Here is a 14,652-nt window from a genome sequence, read left to right as displayed (position 1 = left end):
GAAAGATATGAAAATCATTTCTTCTGTCTTCAAACGCTTTTTTACGGAACGGTTTCATGACCAATCTGCGCAAATGGCTTATTTTTTTATGTTATCTATCTTTCCCTTCTTAATTTTTGTTATTTCCCTGCTTAGTTTTTTACCGATCCATTCAGCAGACGTCTTGGCCGCGATACAACAATATGCTCCAAAAGGGAGTTATAAACTGATAGAAAATAATGTGATGGCCATTTTAAGCGAGCACCGGACAAGGCTGGCTTCCATCAGCCTGCTTGCCGCTTTCTGGGTTTCTTTCATGGCGGTGCAGTCGCTCGTCCGGGCAATGAATGATGCCTATGGCATTCACAGACAAGAAAGTTTTTTTCTCGTCTTTGGCAAAGATTTATTTTTAACTGCTATCATTATGGTGACATTGGCCATTTCCCTGCTCGTTCCCATTGGGGAGGAAATTGGCCACATCTTTTTATCCTCCCAGTTGGAACTCTCCCCTGTTTCTTATCAAACATGGATGATCATTAAATGGGGAATTGGTTCGGCTTATTTGTTTTTGTTCTTTCTTTTCTTTTACAAGCTAGTGCCCAGTGGCAAGGTTCCGCTTTCTTCCGTCCTGCCCGGAGCACTCTTTTCGACGATTTCTTGGCAAGCCGTTTCAATCGGATTTTCCTATTATGTTTCTTATGTCAATTACTCCCAACTTTATGGACAACTCAGCAGCATGGTGGTGCTCATGGTTTGGTTTTACTTGACCGCCGCGGTTTTACTGACGGGCGGTCTTGTGAATGCCGCATTTATCCATCAATCATAAATGACTTTCCAATTATGGTTTACCGTTGCCTTTACTTTTTTTCTTTCTAACAGGTAGTTGGCAATCAATTCAGATACATCTGTTGTGATTTCCTTTATGACCGGTTTCCCCTGAAACATGAAGTACTGCCCGCCGCCACCGGCCCTGTAGTTGCTCATGACGACATCGTAGTGGGCATCGGGCTTTACAGGAGCGCCTTTATATAGGAGCTTGACGATACGCTCTCCTTCAGGTTTGGAAATATTAATTGTATACTCGATCCCTTCCCACATATCATAGTTGTAATGCTGCGGTTTCGGGATTGTAAATGTTGGATTGACTTCAATTTTTCCGCCTTTATATTGTTTAAAATAGGAGGCCGAGCGCTCCAGGGCGTCTTTCATGTCTTTCCCCGTAATACGGACAACTTTTAAAGTATTCGGATATATGTAATTCGAAACAACATCTCTCATCGTCACATTCTCCGGAAATCCCGGTGATTCATTGTCAAACAAGGCAGTTGCGGAAATATCAACACCTGCCGCATCCATTTGCACTTTATTGATAAACTCGATTAATGGATGATCCCCCAATCTGATCTCCAACGCGTCTTTTACACGCATGTCCCCTTCTATTATGCCAATCGGCTGATCAAGCCATTGCTGGGTGATTTCCTCATATATTTTGACCTTCTCGAGTATTGTCCCATCCTCGGGCACACCGACAACAGGCAATAGTTGCGAATCCTTGTGAATGACTGTCCATTTCCCATCTCTTTTCCCCAGTTCCAATTCAGCCTTGCCAAGAAAAGAACCTGAGCTTCCCGGCTGAAGTACAATGACACCGTTCACTTTTTTCCCCGCAATTTGCCGATGCTGATGACCGGTAAGCAACACATCAATTCCCTCGACTTCATGGCATAGCCGATAGCCCTGATTTTCTCGGGTAATTTTTTCAATCGGTTCTCCTGTGTCTAAATCGCGTTCAAATCCGCCATGGTATGAAATGATGATCACATCAGCCTGCTTCTTTTCCTTCAAGAAAGGAACCCATTTTTTCGCTGTTTCAACCGGATCGTCAAAAGTGAGTCCTTGTATATGCTCGGGCTTTTCCCAATAAGGTATATAAGGCGTCGTTAAACCAAGCACGGCCACTTTTAACCCGTTTGAATATCGTTTTACCATATAAGGTTTTCCAAAATAAGGGGTGCCGTCCGCGCTGCTTACAATATTGGCTGACAACCACGGATACCGGGCTTGCGAGATGGCAGCTTCAAGCACTTCCATGCCATAATTGAATTCATGGTTCCCCAACACACCAGCATCATACTGAAGTTCATTTAAAACGACCACCATGGGGTTTGGAAGGTTGTTCCTGGAATCCGACCGAACATATTGATATGTTAACGGTGTCCCCTGGATCAAATCGCCGTTATCAATTAACAGGGTATAGTTATTTTTCTTTCTTTCCGCTTGAACAAGGGTAGAGATTTTACCGAGTCCGACATCTGCATATCCATTTGTTCCATAATAGATTGGAAAAATATGGCCATGGACATCGCTCGTTTGCAGGATTACGAGTTTCACTTTTTCCATAGATTTCATGTCTCCTCAACCAGTCAATTCATCATAATGGTATAATGTAATGTTCGTGGTAGCAAGAAGCTTGCCTAAAATCAATCACAAATTCGGAGACTTCGCTGAAAACCATTTATTTCGGCAAGCGTCCCGAACGGGAGCGCGACCGCAGGCCGGCAATGACCTGCCCGTAGGTTGAATAATACCGGTTTGTTAAAAGGCAGGAAAAATTCTTGAAATAAGTTTTCGAGCGTCCAATCATTGGTTGGCGGAGAACAACCTGTCCATGAACCGAGAACAATGCCCGCCGCGGCAGTAAATTTCCCGGCGATGGCGAGTTGAGTCAACATTCGGTCCACTCGATACCACTCTTCATTCACCTCCTCCAAGAATAAAATTTTCCCCTTTGTATCAAGTTCATACGGTGTCCCCATTAAACTGGCAATCAGACTTAGATTTCCTCCTGTTAATATGCCGCGGGCTTTTCCAGGCACGAAACATTCGATGGGCTCACCAACAGGATTATCAATGATGCGTGGTGAAAATGGACTTTCTAAAAACGACTGCAATGTATATTTGGTATATTCATCCGCATCAATTAAATCAGAGGCGGGCATTGGTCCATGTATAGTCGAAATCCCGCTTTTTTGTTGAAAGGCAATATGCAGGGCCGTAATATCGCTATACCCGATAAACAATTTGGGGTTATCTTTTATAAGCGTATAATCGAGCAAAGACAAGATTTGCGCTGACCCGTACCCCCCGCGCAAACAAAATATGGCAGATATTTCCGGGCTGGCGAACATCTTGTGTAATTCTTCAGCTCTCATTTCAGGCGGTCCCGCTACATATCCCCTGTATTCCTGAAAACATGTGTCGCCGACCTCTACTTCCCACCCAAAACCTTTTAATGCCTCCACACTTTTTCTGAGATATCCCGCTTCAACCGGGCCTGCCGGAGCTGTCAACCCAACTTTATCACCGGGAACAATGCCTTTTTTCCTTTTCATCTATTTCACCACCCATTAGGAAATTGTCGTTTATTGCCGGGGAAATATGTAACGATTTTTGACCGCAAATGTTGTAACATGGAATTAATATATACGTTGGGGCGATTCATATGAAACTACATCAATCAAATCAATATGTTAAAAGAATTGCATTGAAGAAAGAACAATTGCCTTCCATGTCCAAGTATCCTTTCTCCCTTCCGGCCGTCAAAAACCTGCAAGAACTTCATTTCCATCCACAAGTTACATACTTTGTCGGAGAAAATGGAATGGGGAAATCAACATTGTTGGAAGCTATCGCAATCAGTGCTGGGTTTAATCCGGAAGGCGGCACATTCAATTTTAACTTTTCAACCTATCACTCCCATTCCGAACTGGAACAGCATCTTCGGGTAATACGAGGAGTCCAAAAACCGAAAGACGGCTTTTTTCTGAGGGCGGAAACATTTTATAATGTGGCTACACATATAGAAGAACTTGATAGAGAACCGGGAACAGGCTCTCGCATCATCGACCAATACGGAGGAACTTCATTACATGAACAGTCTCACGGCGAGTCTTTTTTTGCCGCCTTCACAAATCGCTTTAGGGGAAACGGCCTATATATATTGGATGAGCCGGAAGCGGCATTGTCACCTTTAAGACAATTGTCCCTACTGGCCCGCATCCATGATCTCGCGGCGCAGTCTTCACAATTCATCATCGCCACCCACTCCCCCATCATGATGGCATACCCGGATTCAATCATCTATGAATGTACCAAAAATGGGTTACAAGAAACAAAGCTTGAAAATACAGGACACTATTCCATCATGAAACAGTTTTTTGATGATAAAGAGCGGCTACTTTATCATTTATTACAGAATTAGTTGTTTTGAACCGAGACGATGGGCAGCATTCAAATGCTGAAATGGAGATCCATTGTGAAACCTGCCGATAAACGAATGAGAATTGGAAAGGCCCGTAATGAAATGCTTGATTTGATGCATTCTGTTTCCCCGTTCATAGGAAAATCCCTAACATGAAACAGGCAATGAGTTGGAAAGAACGACTGTTGTCGTATTTGGGCAGACGTTTCATCACACCACCCGAACTAAATACCGGAAAATGACTAAGCGATCATGTTTCTGAATCTCTTTATGAAGAAGTGGCTGGTCCAAAGCCAAATCCAGCCGTACCAAGCCGAAAACAACAAAATTCCGAACACGATCCGAATATCTGGCGAAGTTGATACGACGGGTCCGAGCAATGGAAACTGCAATCCGTATAAAACGAAGAAAATCCCGGATGCCAGTGTTAAACATGTAATCACTCCGGCAGTTAAGCGTGTATTTGTAATCAAAAAACAAAAACCGATGGCCAGACCAAGCAGCCCGGTCGTAAAAGGAAAAATCAGCAACTCGCTTGGATAGAAAAATAACATGAGAATGGTCAAGAAATAAGACAACATTCCTAGTGGCAGCGAAAAAATGGTACAAACAATAATGGGAGCTGTTGAAAGGAGGCTAATGAGACATCCCGCCCCTGGAAACAGCGCTCCGGCTGATTGAAAAGCCGCGGCAAGTCCACTAAAAAGCGCTGTCAATATAAGCTTGTGTTGAAGCGGCATATGCTTGCATGTATGGTGAACTGCTATGACATCTTCCCAGATGGACAATGATTTTCCCCCTTTTTGAAACTGATACAGTATATGACCTTCCTTTCTCGTTGATTCCTTCCCGGCAAAAGAGCCATCCCTTTTTGTATTTTCTGAATGATCCGACTTACATTATTCTATGAACCTATTATCTGAAAGGGAAGCTTTCAGTCTTGAAGCGGATATCATTATGAGCATTTTTGATAGTGTTGAGCCCGGCTTTAACTGTTCCTGCCGCAAATGCCAAGAGAACCGCCGCCCTGCCGCCACCGGCACAAAAAGTTTTTGATTATCAAATGATTAAAAAGAGAGATGTCGCCGATCTCATCAACAGAGCCGCGTGTAGCGGTACGGAAGTAGAGTGGAATGCCGTCCGGTTTATTGAATCAAAGCCCGCTTCCTGCGGATATGAATCAAAAATCCAGCCATTCCAGTTTGAAAACTACTACATACAGCCCGAAGATACCATTGATAAGTGAGTAAAGAAAAGAGAAAAGAAACTGCTGAGATAGCGAGCCGCTGTATATCAAACATCTCGCCCTGATACTCAGGCGTTGCAAAGTCGCTTGTAGCCCCAAACCAGAGAGTATGAAAAGCAATACATGATGCGTCTAGGACATAAGCAAATACGAAATAACAAAGAGTCTGGGAGAAAACGGCACCTAAATGCCCGATTCGTTCAACTAACATTCAGTAGGAGATGGAAGAAAACCTACTAAATGAAATTTCACTTTATTGTTCGTTTTTTAATCAGCTGATTTTGTTGTGTCCCAAACTCTTCTTATCTACTCATTCCTCCTTCTTTTCATAACCGCAAAAGCCTCGACACCTATTATTTTCCTCTATCACCATGATTTAATGATGTCTAATTATGCTATAATAGAAAGAAAAACAGAGAAAAGGATAGAAATATATGATTTTAGGTTTAACGATTATATTAATTCTCGTGCTATTTTTACCGTTTACAGTTCATAAAGTTGAAAAGAATTTGGAAGCCTTTTTATTTATCATGGGGCTTTTGGCTGCCGCAATCAGCCAGGTGCTTACGGGAGCCCTTTTTACAAAAGCGTTGGTGGATCCGGTACATATTACGCTGGCAGTATTAATTGCCGGCTTACTATTTAAATGGTTTCAGTCTTCGATTGAAAAAGGAATTTTGGGGATGAGCCGAGCTATCCCGGCCCGCCTTTTCATCGCTCTGGTTGTTATTATTCTTGGACTTATTTCCAGTATCATTACTGCCATTATCGCCGCAATCGTATTAGTCGTGATTGTAAGCGTGCTCCGTCTAGAAAGAAAGTCGGAAATCCGCCTCGTCATATTGGCGTGTTTCTCGATCGGTCTTGGAGCTGCTTTAACTCCAATCGGTGAGCCGTTATCAACGATTGCTGTAAGTAAATTAAACGCAGACTTTTTCTATTTGCTCCGTTTAATTGGTCCCGATGTCATTCCCGCTGTCATTTTGTTCGGCATTCTAGCAGCCATTATCGTGAATCCAAAAGGGAATGGCGAGAGCCTTGGAGCTAGCATGGAGTCTGAAAGCTACAAGGAAATCTTCATTAGAGCGTTTAAAGTGTACTTATTCGTTATGGGCTTAACATTGCTGGGTGCAGGTTTTGAGCCGTTCATCGAAAGGTATTTGCTCGGGCTGAGCCCGCAAATTTTATACTGGATCAACATGATCTCGGCAGTTTTGGATAATGCAACTTTGGCCGCGGCAGAAATCAGTCCGCAAATGTCAGATACTACTTTAATTTCCATCCTGTTGGGACTTCTAATTAGCGGCGGGATGCTGATTCCCGGAAATATACCGAACATTATCGCCGCCGGCAAATTGAACATTACGAGCAGCGAGTGGGCCCGTTTTGGCGTTCCTGTCGGATTGATTGCAATGATTTTATACTTTATTGTCATTCTCTTATTTTATGTTTAACCATAAAATATTAAACGGCTTTCGCCTGGCACTCAAGGGCTAAAGCCGTTTATTTTTGTTATCCACTTACTATTATGTTGCGGCTCTTTCTTTTTTAGCATATTCTCAGTGGCCTTTTTTAATTTTTCAAATAAAGCCCAAAATCAAAAGATATTATGTTCATTCTATTGCCTAATTACCTTTACCATCCTGTTTACCAGCACATAGTCTACTAGCCACAACTTGAATTCAAATACAAATGACGTTTACAGTTTGTCAAAATGACGTAATAGATATTATATAAACAAGAGAGGAATGAGTTACATGCTTTATGGCAATACCCCGTGTTTTTTAAATACAGAGAATATTTCCAAAAGCAAAGATATGTCGAATGTAGATGCCATAGTATATGGTATTCCGTGGGAAGGCGCCGTTACTTGGGGGGATTATACAGGATGTGAGCTTGGTCCGAAAGTTATGCGGCTTTGCTCGGCAAGATACAGCGGATAACTGCCTGAATTAGACCATATAGATGTATTTGAACATATTACATTAGGTGATATCGGTGATATCGATATCGTACCTGCTGATGTGGAAGAAACTATGGAGAGAATTACAAATTTCTCAAGCAAACTTTGGCAAAGCGATAAATTCCTTATCGGATTAGGCGGAGACCATGGTGTGACATTTCCCATTGTAAAAGCCTTAGTCGAAACGACAGGCAAAAAAGTAGGTATTATCCACATGGACGCACATTACGACAACATGCCTCATTACAATGGTGACAAATTTGCAAGATGTACCCATTTGCAAGATTGTATGAACGAACCGATGATTCCATCGATATGGTCGGTCTTAATCCGGATGTCGTAACCGGCCATCAACCTCGCGACTTCATCGTCCGAGAAGCGGTAACCAGACCACACGCACTTAAAGCGCACCCCCTCTCCATTCGGTAGCGTCATATGTACATATTCATTTTCACAGTCGTCTAGTTCGGATTTGTTGTGTTCGTTATTCGGCGGTGTCTTGGTTGGATTAAACGGTTGTAAAAACGACATTGGAGCACCCTCCTTTTCTTTATCATGGAATTCCTCAAGCAAAGCTAGGGTGGAGATCTTTTCTCGCATAAAAAACACTCGTTAAAACGCTTTGTACAAAGCATTTTTGTGTTATATTAAGCATATAGAAATCATGAAAGCTAAGTGGAATCTCAAGAGGTGAATGGCGGTATGTTCAGTGTTTTTAAATACATCCTGAATCTGTGGTATAGATTGTTAAAACAATAGAAATCCAATACTATCCACACACTGAACTGCTCCCCGTCAAGGTTGTACCCATGCCGGATAACAACAATCCAGATAAATTTCATGAATTTATGAAAGAACAGATTGGCCTCCTTTTGATTAGACTATGAAATTCATTCACACAGATCCCATTTGTTTTTTATGTGTATTTTATTTTTTTTTTGCACGTACATTTATAAGCCTTTATGCCTATCCATATCTATAATATATATACATATAGTCATTTTTTTACACAATTCCTTGCAATTTTTTAGGAGTTTGCTATAATATCCGGAATAATTGTAAGTATTTTCAATCAAATCAAAAAAAAAAGGAGACGATTGAAATAGATTTAGCACGATAGCATTTGAAGAAGGCAGAAAATTATACGTGCGGAGGCTTCATGTCAAGCGGCACGGCATTGGATCTTTATACAATTAAATGAGTATACTTGATTGCCTTTTGATACATTTGATTGCCAAATACAAATGAGGTGATCTATGGAGTAATATTTGAGGAGGAATTGATAGATTGTTTTTTAAAAAAATGACAAATGAAGAAAGAAAAAGTACTGAAAAGGCTATAAAAATAGGATTTGCTTTTTATATGGTTGCTTTATTAGCAAGTTCTATATACTCATTTATTACAAGCTCGGGATTTAATATTTCATTTATAATTTTAATGGCTGGATTGGTAGTTTTTTTTGTAAGTGATTTTATACTAAATAAATTTAAAAGACCTTGAATGCAACAAACATATTTGTATTTAAGATTATTATGAAAATGAAAAAGTTTAGTGTTTTGTTCTTAAGTTTGGTGCTTTTACTTTCTACACTATCTATATCTAACCTAAAAGTGCAGGCACAGTCGCTAAACCAAAATCCGAATGATGGTAAGTCAGTGTATTCTGCTATAGGAATGAGTGAAAACTCTTTGAATGACGAACTTGATCAGCTAATTAATTTATTAGAAGAAATGGACTCCAAAGGAATTGATATTATTAACTTAGAAAATAATAAGTCTGAGCAAATTGAATTATTGAGTCCTGATGCAAAAGAACTTTACTTAAAATACGAATTAGAAATTCAAAATAACGGAACAAATGAAGTTGTAGGAAATGTTTTATATTCTGAGAATTCCTCAGTGAATCCTGGAGAAATTGGAACCCTTACTAAAAAAACTAAAGTTAGAGGTATTTATATTTCTAATGCAACTGTAAAAAAATTAAATACAATTACTAATTATAGTGGAGGAATTTTTGGGGTAGCTGCCGCCCTTATTAAAATGAAACTAGGATTATCCCCTACAGCTTTAACTATGCTAATATTAGCTGTTGGTACTTTAGGGATGAAAGTTGTTAATTCATGTAATAAATATAAAAAGGGTTTTTATCTCTCAGGAGAATTTTATGGGATTATAACAATGCCTCAGGGTGTTGTCACTTGTGTCCCTAGAAAATGATTATTAGTTAGAAAAAAGATCAACCGACTTTCCAAAATAACTTTTTAAAGAGCCTTTTTTGGCTCTTTTTTATTTTGGCCTGGCGGGTAAGCGTAAAATAGCCCACACCTAGTACGTTTGTACCGCTCCCTGTCAAGTAGACAGTGAAAAAACAAAAAAATTATGCCACAGCTTGGTGCCGGTGTTCTAATGGTGCTAGGCTGCTTAATCTCTTTATCTTTTGGCATCGTTCCTCACTTTGAACCACCCGCCACTTAGCTTACGCTTGAAGTGGGGGGATTCCTAAGAACACATTCGTAACCGAAAGTTATGGATTAGGCTATCCCTGCGGTCCCCGCAGTTAGAAGCTGTATGGCTTCGTTTTTTTCAAATTTTTACTTGCGTTAACTGGTCACCACCAGTTTATCACAAGTTTATTAACAGGACGACCATCATCTTTATTGCGATTCCCAAACAAAAAAAATAATTTCTCCCACATGGGGTTGTGGGAGAAGAGAAAAGGGGTGAGCTTGACCCGTAAAGGGTAAGCGTTCTGATGCTCTAACCGATATGGTGCCGCACCGCACCGTATAGTAAACAGACACGGAACAACGCCACTAAAACACCCCCCCACACACAGAACATCTAAATTCTATCATGTCTGTTCAGTTTCGTGCAAGATAAGTCGCGAGAATACCCGCTCACCCAAAATCGGGCACAAGCCTCCAGGACTTTTTACCTTTATATTCACTTATTTCGAGAGAAACGTTTTTTTCGCGGTGACCAAGACCTTCCCACCGGAGGAAGGCGTTAGAAACGAAAGCCTCGTTCACACTGGAATTCATGGCCCAAGGAACAAACCGGACAGTGGAAAACTTGCCAAAGAAGCTGGTGCGGTGACAGTTACCATTAACGATATCCGCAAAAAAAATCTCATTGAAACTGCAAATGAAGTATATGAAATGGCAAGTAAAGATGTGGATGGTGTATACTTGAGCATCTGCAGCGATGTTCTTGATTTTGCATTCAACCCTGGAGGCCCGGTGGACGGCAATGGGCTTTCTTCTTATGAACTATTAACGCTTGTTCACGAGTTTACGAAAAAAGGCGTGATTGGAATGGACTTTGTTGAAGTATATCCTCAGCAAGATCCAAACCAATTTTCAGCTCACTTAGCTTCCACTATTATTTTATATGCTTTAGCCGGAAACGCCCTTAATATGCAAAATAATGGATAGGTAAAGTGGATAATCGGAATTTTTCACTTAGCTCAAGATCTTGAATCGAATCATTTTAAGTGCTACAACATTCCATTACAAACAACATATTTGTAAGGCTTGGCAATCATGTAATACCCCGCTTTAAAGTGTGATGGACACTGTAGTGGTCATTATTTGTGGAGGTCTTGTCCTGAAAGCCTGTGATGCTGTTAAAACATTTGTCGGATAATTTTGTAAATTTTTCCAAAAACTGCATTAAGACACTCAGGTGTTCCAATGGAAAGTGGCCCCTTTCAAGATCCGGACTTTCTTGTATCGTCCCTATTCTGCAAGGGGCCCTATTATTTCAAGAGCTTTTGATGTTTATTTAAATAAATTGCGGAAGAAGTCGGCTATCTTTTGGAAAAAGTTTGCGACTTTGTCCCAAAATCCTTCATCGCCGACGACTTCCTCCAGCTTTCCCTTAATATCTTCCAGTTGCTTTTTTACACCGTCAAAGTCAATTTCCAGAGACCTCATTTTATCAAATAGGTCAATTAGTAATTGACGATCCTTTTCGCTTAACTCGATGTTCATCTTATTTAATTGTTCTTCGACAATTTGTTCCACATCTTCCCGTGTAGCCGGATTTTGCTCGGCGATCATTTTTTTAATTTCGGTTAACAGTTCTGTTACCTTTTCATCGTTCAGCCCTTCCTTATTAGCAAGTTCGGTGGCAAGGCTCAATTCTTCGTTCGCCACTTCCATCCGATCTTTGTCAAGAACTTCACCTTTTGATTCATAAGCTTTATAAATGCCGACAAGGGCGGAATGCCCTGTTACCTTCACTGGGGAGGCAACATCCACATTGGCATTTTCGACTCCGGCGGTTAAAAGGGCGTTCGAATACATTTCACTCGTTACTTCCGTAATGTTTTCCGGTGTAACGATGGAAACAACAAGGCCATTCCCCTTTTCTTTCACGGTAATTTTTGCTGAAGAAAACATGCGGGATTTGGGATTTCCGCCAATTAAACGCGCTAAGTCCTGGGCGGTTACCGTAATTTCGTCGACATTTTCCGGGTTCGTCACTTCAAGCAGCTTGCGCACTTCATCCTTTTGTTCATTCGTCAGTGTTTCCCCATAAACAACGATCGGCACTCCCAGTTTCTCATTGATGACATCGTCTTTTTGCGCTACTGCATTCATTTGTCCAGATAAAACAAGCACCGAACAAATCAGACCCATTATGACTGCTTTGCCAATACGTTTAAACACCATAATTCCCCTCCTAAGGTTTTGGCGGAAGTTTTTCCAAAAATTTAATGGCTTCCTCCAACGTTTCGACTGGAACAATCTTTACGTCATAGCCGTATTTCTCAGCTTCTTCCATTACAGTTTTTTCATTTGTGTCAGTCGGCTCTATATCTTTCGGACAAAAGAATATGTCGATATCCGCTTTATCAACAGCAGTGATTTTCTCACGAATGCCGCCAATTTGTCCGACCTTTCCGTCCTGACTAATCGTTCCAGTGCCGGCAATTTTATAACCTTTCGTAATATCCCTGTTTTGAAGCTGTTTATAAACTTCCAATGAAAACATCAATCCTGCGGAAGGTCCTCCTATATCACCCGCTTTTATTTTTACTTTCCTGGACGTTTCCAATTTCGTATAATCCGAAAGGACAATGCCCAGACCAGCCTTTGTTTTCGAATGTTTAAGCGGAATGAGTTCGATTTCCTCTTTTTTTTCCACCCCGTCCCTGTTCAATGCAACCGTAACTACATCTCCCGTCTCTTTCCCTTTGAGGTAAGCAAGCAAATCAGAGGACTTTCGTACAGGGAGACCATCCACTGTATGAATAATATCCCCGACTTCCAACGATCCTTTCGCTTTCGACTTTTCGTCAACCGCTTGGATAATGACCCCTTTTGGATAAATATTTACCTCTTCCCCAGCCGCTTTTAAACCGGCAACGACTGCGCTTTCCTGGGAAGAATCCATTAAATATTTAAGCCAGCGGTTGTATTCCTGATCCGTCATGTTGCCTTTTACACTCGTGGAGCGTTCAACAGCGGCATGAGGAGCGAGAAGCCCATAAGCCAAATAATAAATATTGCTCGCCTTCATTGAAAGGACTGTCGTTAAATACAGTTGTCCTTCTGCCTCTTGTTCCCCATCCTCCACAAGTACCTTCGAGCCTAGCTCCTCAACTGACCCGGGCTGGAAAATATGAAAAGGGGTGGGGACAAATAAAGAGACTATGAACAAGATCACGATGCCTGTAAGTATTCTTTTTTTTCTTGTACCTTTTGCTGGCAGCATCAATATTGATCCCTTTCTTTCTTGAAAAGAAAAAATCATTCATGTTTTATTTTACTTGAAAGCGAACGATTCTATAAAGGAAAAATGTCCTGTCCGTCCCCTTAAAGAAAATTCGAGTGGCAAAATCCGTTAGCATGAGCTTTGTTTGGTTCGTTTTTATGAAGGCAAGAGTATTTCCCCTGCTTCAAAAATACATTCACGTAAACAAGTCAATCCCCGCCATTCGGTACGTTACCGCGGCGGGGACTGACCCCACAAAGTATTCATCAGCTTGTCAAGCCCAAGCAATAGCCTGGGCGAGGGCCGGCAATACAGTGAATCTCCAAGAACATGCACGGATTGATTCTGTACTGCCTTCATCTTTTCCCATCCCGGCCGCTTTAGCAATAAATGGGGGTTTACTTTTTCTTCTTTCACCCCGACCCACACGAGACAAATATGATCCGGGTTTCTTTTCCTAACTTCTTCCCAGTCAGTCTGTACATTTGCCTCTGGTTCTGTGGCGAAAATGTTATATGCGCCAGCAAGCTCGCTTATTTCCGTTAACCAGTTTGCTCCCCCAGGAGTAAAAACAGGTTTCGGCCACCATTCCCAATAGAGGGAAGGTTTTTCATCCTTCTGTTCGGAAAATTTCCTGTAGCGGCTGACGCTCTCCCGGAAAGCGCGGGCTTTTTCGCTGCCTGTTTCTTTACAATGGAGAGCTTCGGCAACTGTTTCGATGTCACACGCAATATCCTCTAGTGTATTCGGGTTTAAGACGATATGGGGAATATTCCTTTTGTTCAGCTCGTACACATTTTTTTCCATTCCCGGCACACTGAGAGAAGCCAACACCAGGTCTGGCCGCAAGGACTCAACCTTATCCATATCAATAGTAAGATCAGGTCCTACCCGCGGCAAATCAGCCACTCGATCCGGCCAATTGGAATAATCATCAACAGCAACCAACATGTCTTCTTTCCCCAAATACCCGACTACTTCCGTATTGCTTGGACAAATGGATACAATCCGCATGATTACTCCCCTTTTTTCGCTTTCCAATAATCAAGTGGATCTTTTTCTTCACCTTTAACCGGCATATGGATCATTTTGACGGATCTTTCTTCCCGCGGCAGAGCCAGTTGATTGTATATATAGACAGATGTGCCCATGCCTGCCTGTTTGGCTTCCTCAATCGATCCGGCATAATAGACTGTGTCAATGCCCGCATAGTAAATGGCCGTCATGCACATGGGGCAGGGCTCGCCGCTCGCATACATAATCGAACCGCTTAAATCATTCGTTTGCAATTGTTCTTGAGCTTTTCGAATCGCGACAAGCTCGGCATGTCCGCTCACATCAAATTTTTTGTGCAGTTCGTTGACCCCTTCTGCAATCACTTCACCATTCCTTACAAGAACAGCCCCAAAGGGCGTGCCCCCTTCATCTACATTTTGGTTCGCCAACTCAACGGCTTTTTTCATAAATTGATCCATTTCTCCCC

13 protein-coding genes and 2 pseudogenes are annotated in these 14,652 nt (G+C 41.6%); 8 read left to right on the top strand and 7 right to left on the bottom strand.

Going from position 1 to position 14,652, the window contains the following annotated elements; translation table 11 throughout:
- Window positions 1-7: 7 nt before the first annotated feature.
- Complete coding sequence (locus tag MHB50_RS00200; protein ID WP_339160983.1) at window positions 8-805, top strand: YihY/virulence factor BrkB family protein; 798 nt, start codon at window positions 8-10, stop codon at window positions 803-805.
- Here MHB50_RS00200 and MHB50_RS00195 read toward each other — a convergent pair.
- Together MHB50_RS00195 and MHB50_RS00190 are read right to left on the bottom strand one after the other, a co-directional pair.
- Window positions 796-2,379 carry a bifunctional UDP-sugar hydrolase/5'-nucleotidase gene (locus MHB50_RS00195; RefSeq protein ID WP_340084681.1) on the bottom strand — a complete coding sequence of 528 codons (1,584 nt, stop codon included), beginning with the start codon at window positions 2,377-2,379 and terminating at the stop codon, window positions 796-798. The genes MHB50_RS00200 and MHB50_RS00195 overlap by 10 nt on opposite strands.
- Before the next feature lie 80 nt (window positions 2,380-2,459).
- Window positions 2,460-3,371 (bottom strand): LD-carboxypeptidase, encoded by a 912-nt coding sequence (locus MHB50_RS00190; protein WP_339160978.1) that lies wholly within the window; start codon window positions 3,369-3,371, stop codon window positions 2,460-2,462.
- A gap of 110 nt (window positions 3,372-3,481) precedes the next feature.
- Here MHB50_RS00190 and MHB50_RS00185 point away from each other — a divergent pair, with 110 nt between their 5' ends.
- The gene (locus MHB50_RS00185; RefSeq protein WP_339160975.1) at window positions 3,482-4,240 is read left to right on the top strand and encodes an AAA family ATPase; all 759 of its coding nucleotides are present in this window, start codon (window positions 3,482-3,484) and stop codon (window positions 4,238-4,240) included.
- A gap of 242 nt (window positions 4,241-4,482) precedes the next feature.
- Here MHB50_RS00185 and MHB50_RS00180 read toward each other — a convergent pair whose 3' ends face one another.
- The gene (locus MHB50_RS00180; protein WP_339160972.1) at window positions 4,483-5,028 is read right to left on the bottom strand and encodes a hypothetical protein; all 546 of its coding nucleotides are present in this window, start codon (window positions 5,026-5,028) and stop codon (window positions 4,483-4,485) included.
- Between the two features lie 185 nt (window positions 5,029-5,213).
- On the opposite strand from MHB50_RS00180, the gene MHB50_RS00175 reads away from it, so the two are divergent.
- From MHB50_RS00175 to MHB50_RS00150, 6 genes and pseudogenes are all read left to right on the top strand, one after another.
- Window positions 5,214-5,486, top strand: coding sequence for a hypothetical protein (locus MHB50_RS00175; protein WP_339160969.1), 273 nt, complete (start codon window positions 5,214-5,216; stop codon window positions 5,484-5,486).
- 434 nt (window positions 5,487-5,920) lie between these two features.
- Window positions 5,921-6,940, top strand: coding sequence for a DUF1646 family protein (locus tag MHB50_RS00170; RefSeq protein WP_339160967.1), 1,020 nt, complete (start codon window positions 5,921-5,923; stop codon window positions 6,938-6,940).
- 294 nt (window positions 6,941-7,234) lie between these two features.
- Window positions 7,235-7,811 (top strand): annotated as a pseudogene (locus MHB50_RS00165) (arginase family protein); the annotation flags it as partial.
- A 925-nt stretch (window positions 7,812-8,736) separates the two neighbouring features.
- Window positions 8,737-8,949 (top strand): hypothetical protein, encoded by a 213-nt coding sequence (locus tag MHB50_RS00160; RefSeq protein ID WP_077109700.1) that lies wholly within the window; start codon window positions 8,737-8,739, stop codon window positions 8,947-8,949.
- A gap of 38 nt (window positions 8,950-8,987) precedes the next feature.
- Window positions 8,988-9,665: a hypothetical protein gene (locus MHB50_RS00155; protein WP_340084680.1), complete on the top strand. Its 678-nt coding sequence runs from the start codon at window positions 8,988-8,990 to the stop codon at window positions 9,663-9,665.
- 782 nt (window positions 9,666-10,447) lie between these two features.
- Window positions 10,448-10,882, top strand: a pseudogene (locus tag MHB50_RS00150) (arginase family protein); the annotation flags it as partial.
- A gap of 345 nt (window positions 10,883-11,227) precedes the next feature.
- Here the strand turns inward: MHB50_RS00150 and MHB50_RS00145 are convergent.
- The 4 genes from MHB50_RS00145 to MHB50_RS00130 all read right to left on the bottom strand — a co-directional run bounded on the left by MHB50_RS00145 (window position 11,228) and on the right by MHB50_RS00130 (window position 14,644).
- Entirely contained in the window at window positions 11,228-12,091 is an 864-nt protein-coding gene (locus MHB50_RS00145; protein ID WP_340085380.1) for a DUF1002 domain-containing protein, read from the bottom strand.
- Between the two features lie 43 nt (window positions 12,092-12,134).
- A complete protein-coding gene (locus MHB50_RS00140) occupies window positions 12,135-13,169 on the bottom strand; it encodes a SepM family pheromone-processing serine protease (protein WP_340084679.1) in 1,035 nt (344 codons plus the stop codon).
- 231 nt (window positions 13,170-13,400) lie between these two features.
- Window positions 13,401-14,183: a cobalamin-binding protein gene (locus MHB50_RS00135; protein ID WP_077109705.1), complete on the bottom strand. Its 783-nt coding sequence runs from the start codon at window positions 14,181-14,183 to the stop codon at window positions 13,401-13,403.
- A 2-nt stretch (window positions 14,184-14,185) separates the two neighbouring features.
- Window positions 14,186-14,644, bottom strand: coding sequence for a nucleoside deaminase (locus MHB50_RS00130; RefSeq protein WP_077109706.1), 459 nt, complete (start codon window positions 14,642-14,644; stop codon window positions 14,186-14,188).
- Window positions 14,645-14,652 lie beyond the last annotated feature (8 nt).

It is taken from the genome of Siminovitchia sp. FSL H7-0308 (assembly GCF_037980985.1).
Taxonomy (GTDB): Bacteria; Bacillota; Bacilli; order Bacillales; family Bacillaceae_C; genus Siminovitchia; species Siminovitchia thermophila.
Note: the sequence above shows the minus strand (reverse complement) of the source record. Positions and strands in the feature narration are given on the sequence as shown.

Coding starts and splice junctions, on each gene's coding strand:
- MHB50_RS00200 (WP_339160983.1), top strand. CDS start 8: ATGAAAATCATTTCTTCTGTCTTCAAACGCTTTTTTACGGAACGGTTT.
- MHB50_RS00195 (WP_340084681.1), bottom strand. CDS start 2,379: ATGGAAAAAGTGAAACTCGTAATCCTGCAAACGAGCGATGTCCATGGC.
- MHB50_RS00190 (WP_339160978.1), bottom strand. CDS start 3,371: ATGAAAAGGAAAAAAGGCATTGTTCCCGGTGATAAAGTTGGGTTGACA.
- MHB50_RS00185 (WP_339160975.1), top strand. CDS start 3,482: ATGAAACTACATCAATCAAATCAATATGTTAAAAGAATTGCATTGAAG.
- MHB50_RS00170 (WP_339160967.1), top strand. CDS start 5,921: ATGATTTTAGGTTTAACGATTATATTAATTCTCGTGCTATTTTTACCG.
- MHB50_RS00155 (WP_340084680.1), top strand. CDS start 8,988: ATGAAAAAGTTTAGTGTTTTGTTCTTAAGTTTGGTGCTTTTACTTTCT.
- MHB50_RS00145 (WP_340085380.1), bottom strand. CDS start 12,091: ATGGGTCTGATTTGTTCGGTGCTTGTTTTATCTGGACAAATGAATGCA.
- MHB50_RS00140 (WP_340084679.1), bottom strand. CDS start 13,169: ATGCTGCCAGCAAAAGGTACAAGAAAAAAAAGAATACTTACAGGCATC.
- MHB50_RS00135 (WP_077109705.1), bottom strand. CDS start 14,183: ATGCGGATTGTATCCATTTGTCCAAGCAATACGGAAGTAGTCGGGTAT.
- MHB50_RS00130 (WP_077109706.1), bottom strand. CDS start 14,644: ATGGATCAATTTATGAAAAAAGCCGTTGAGTTGGCGAACCAAAATGTA.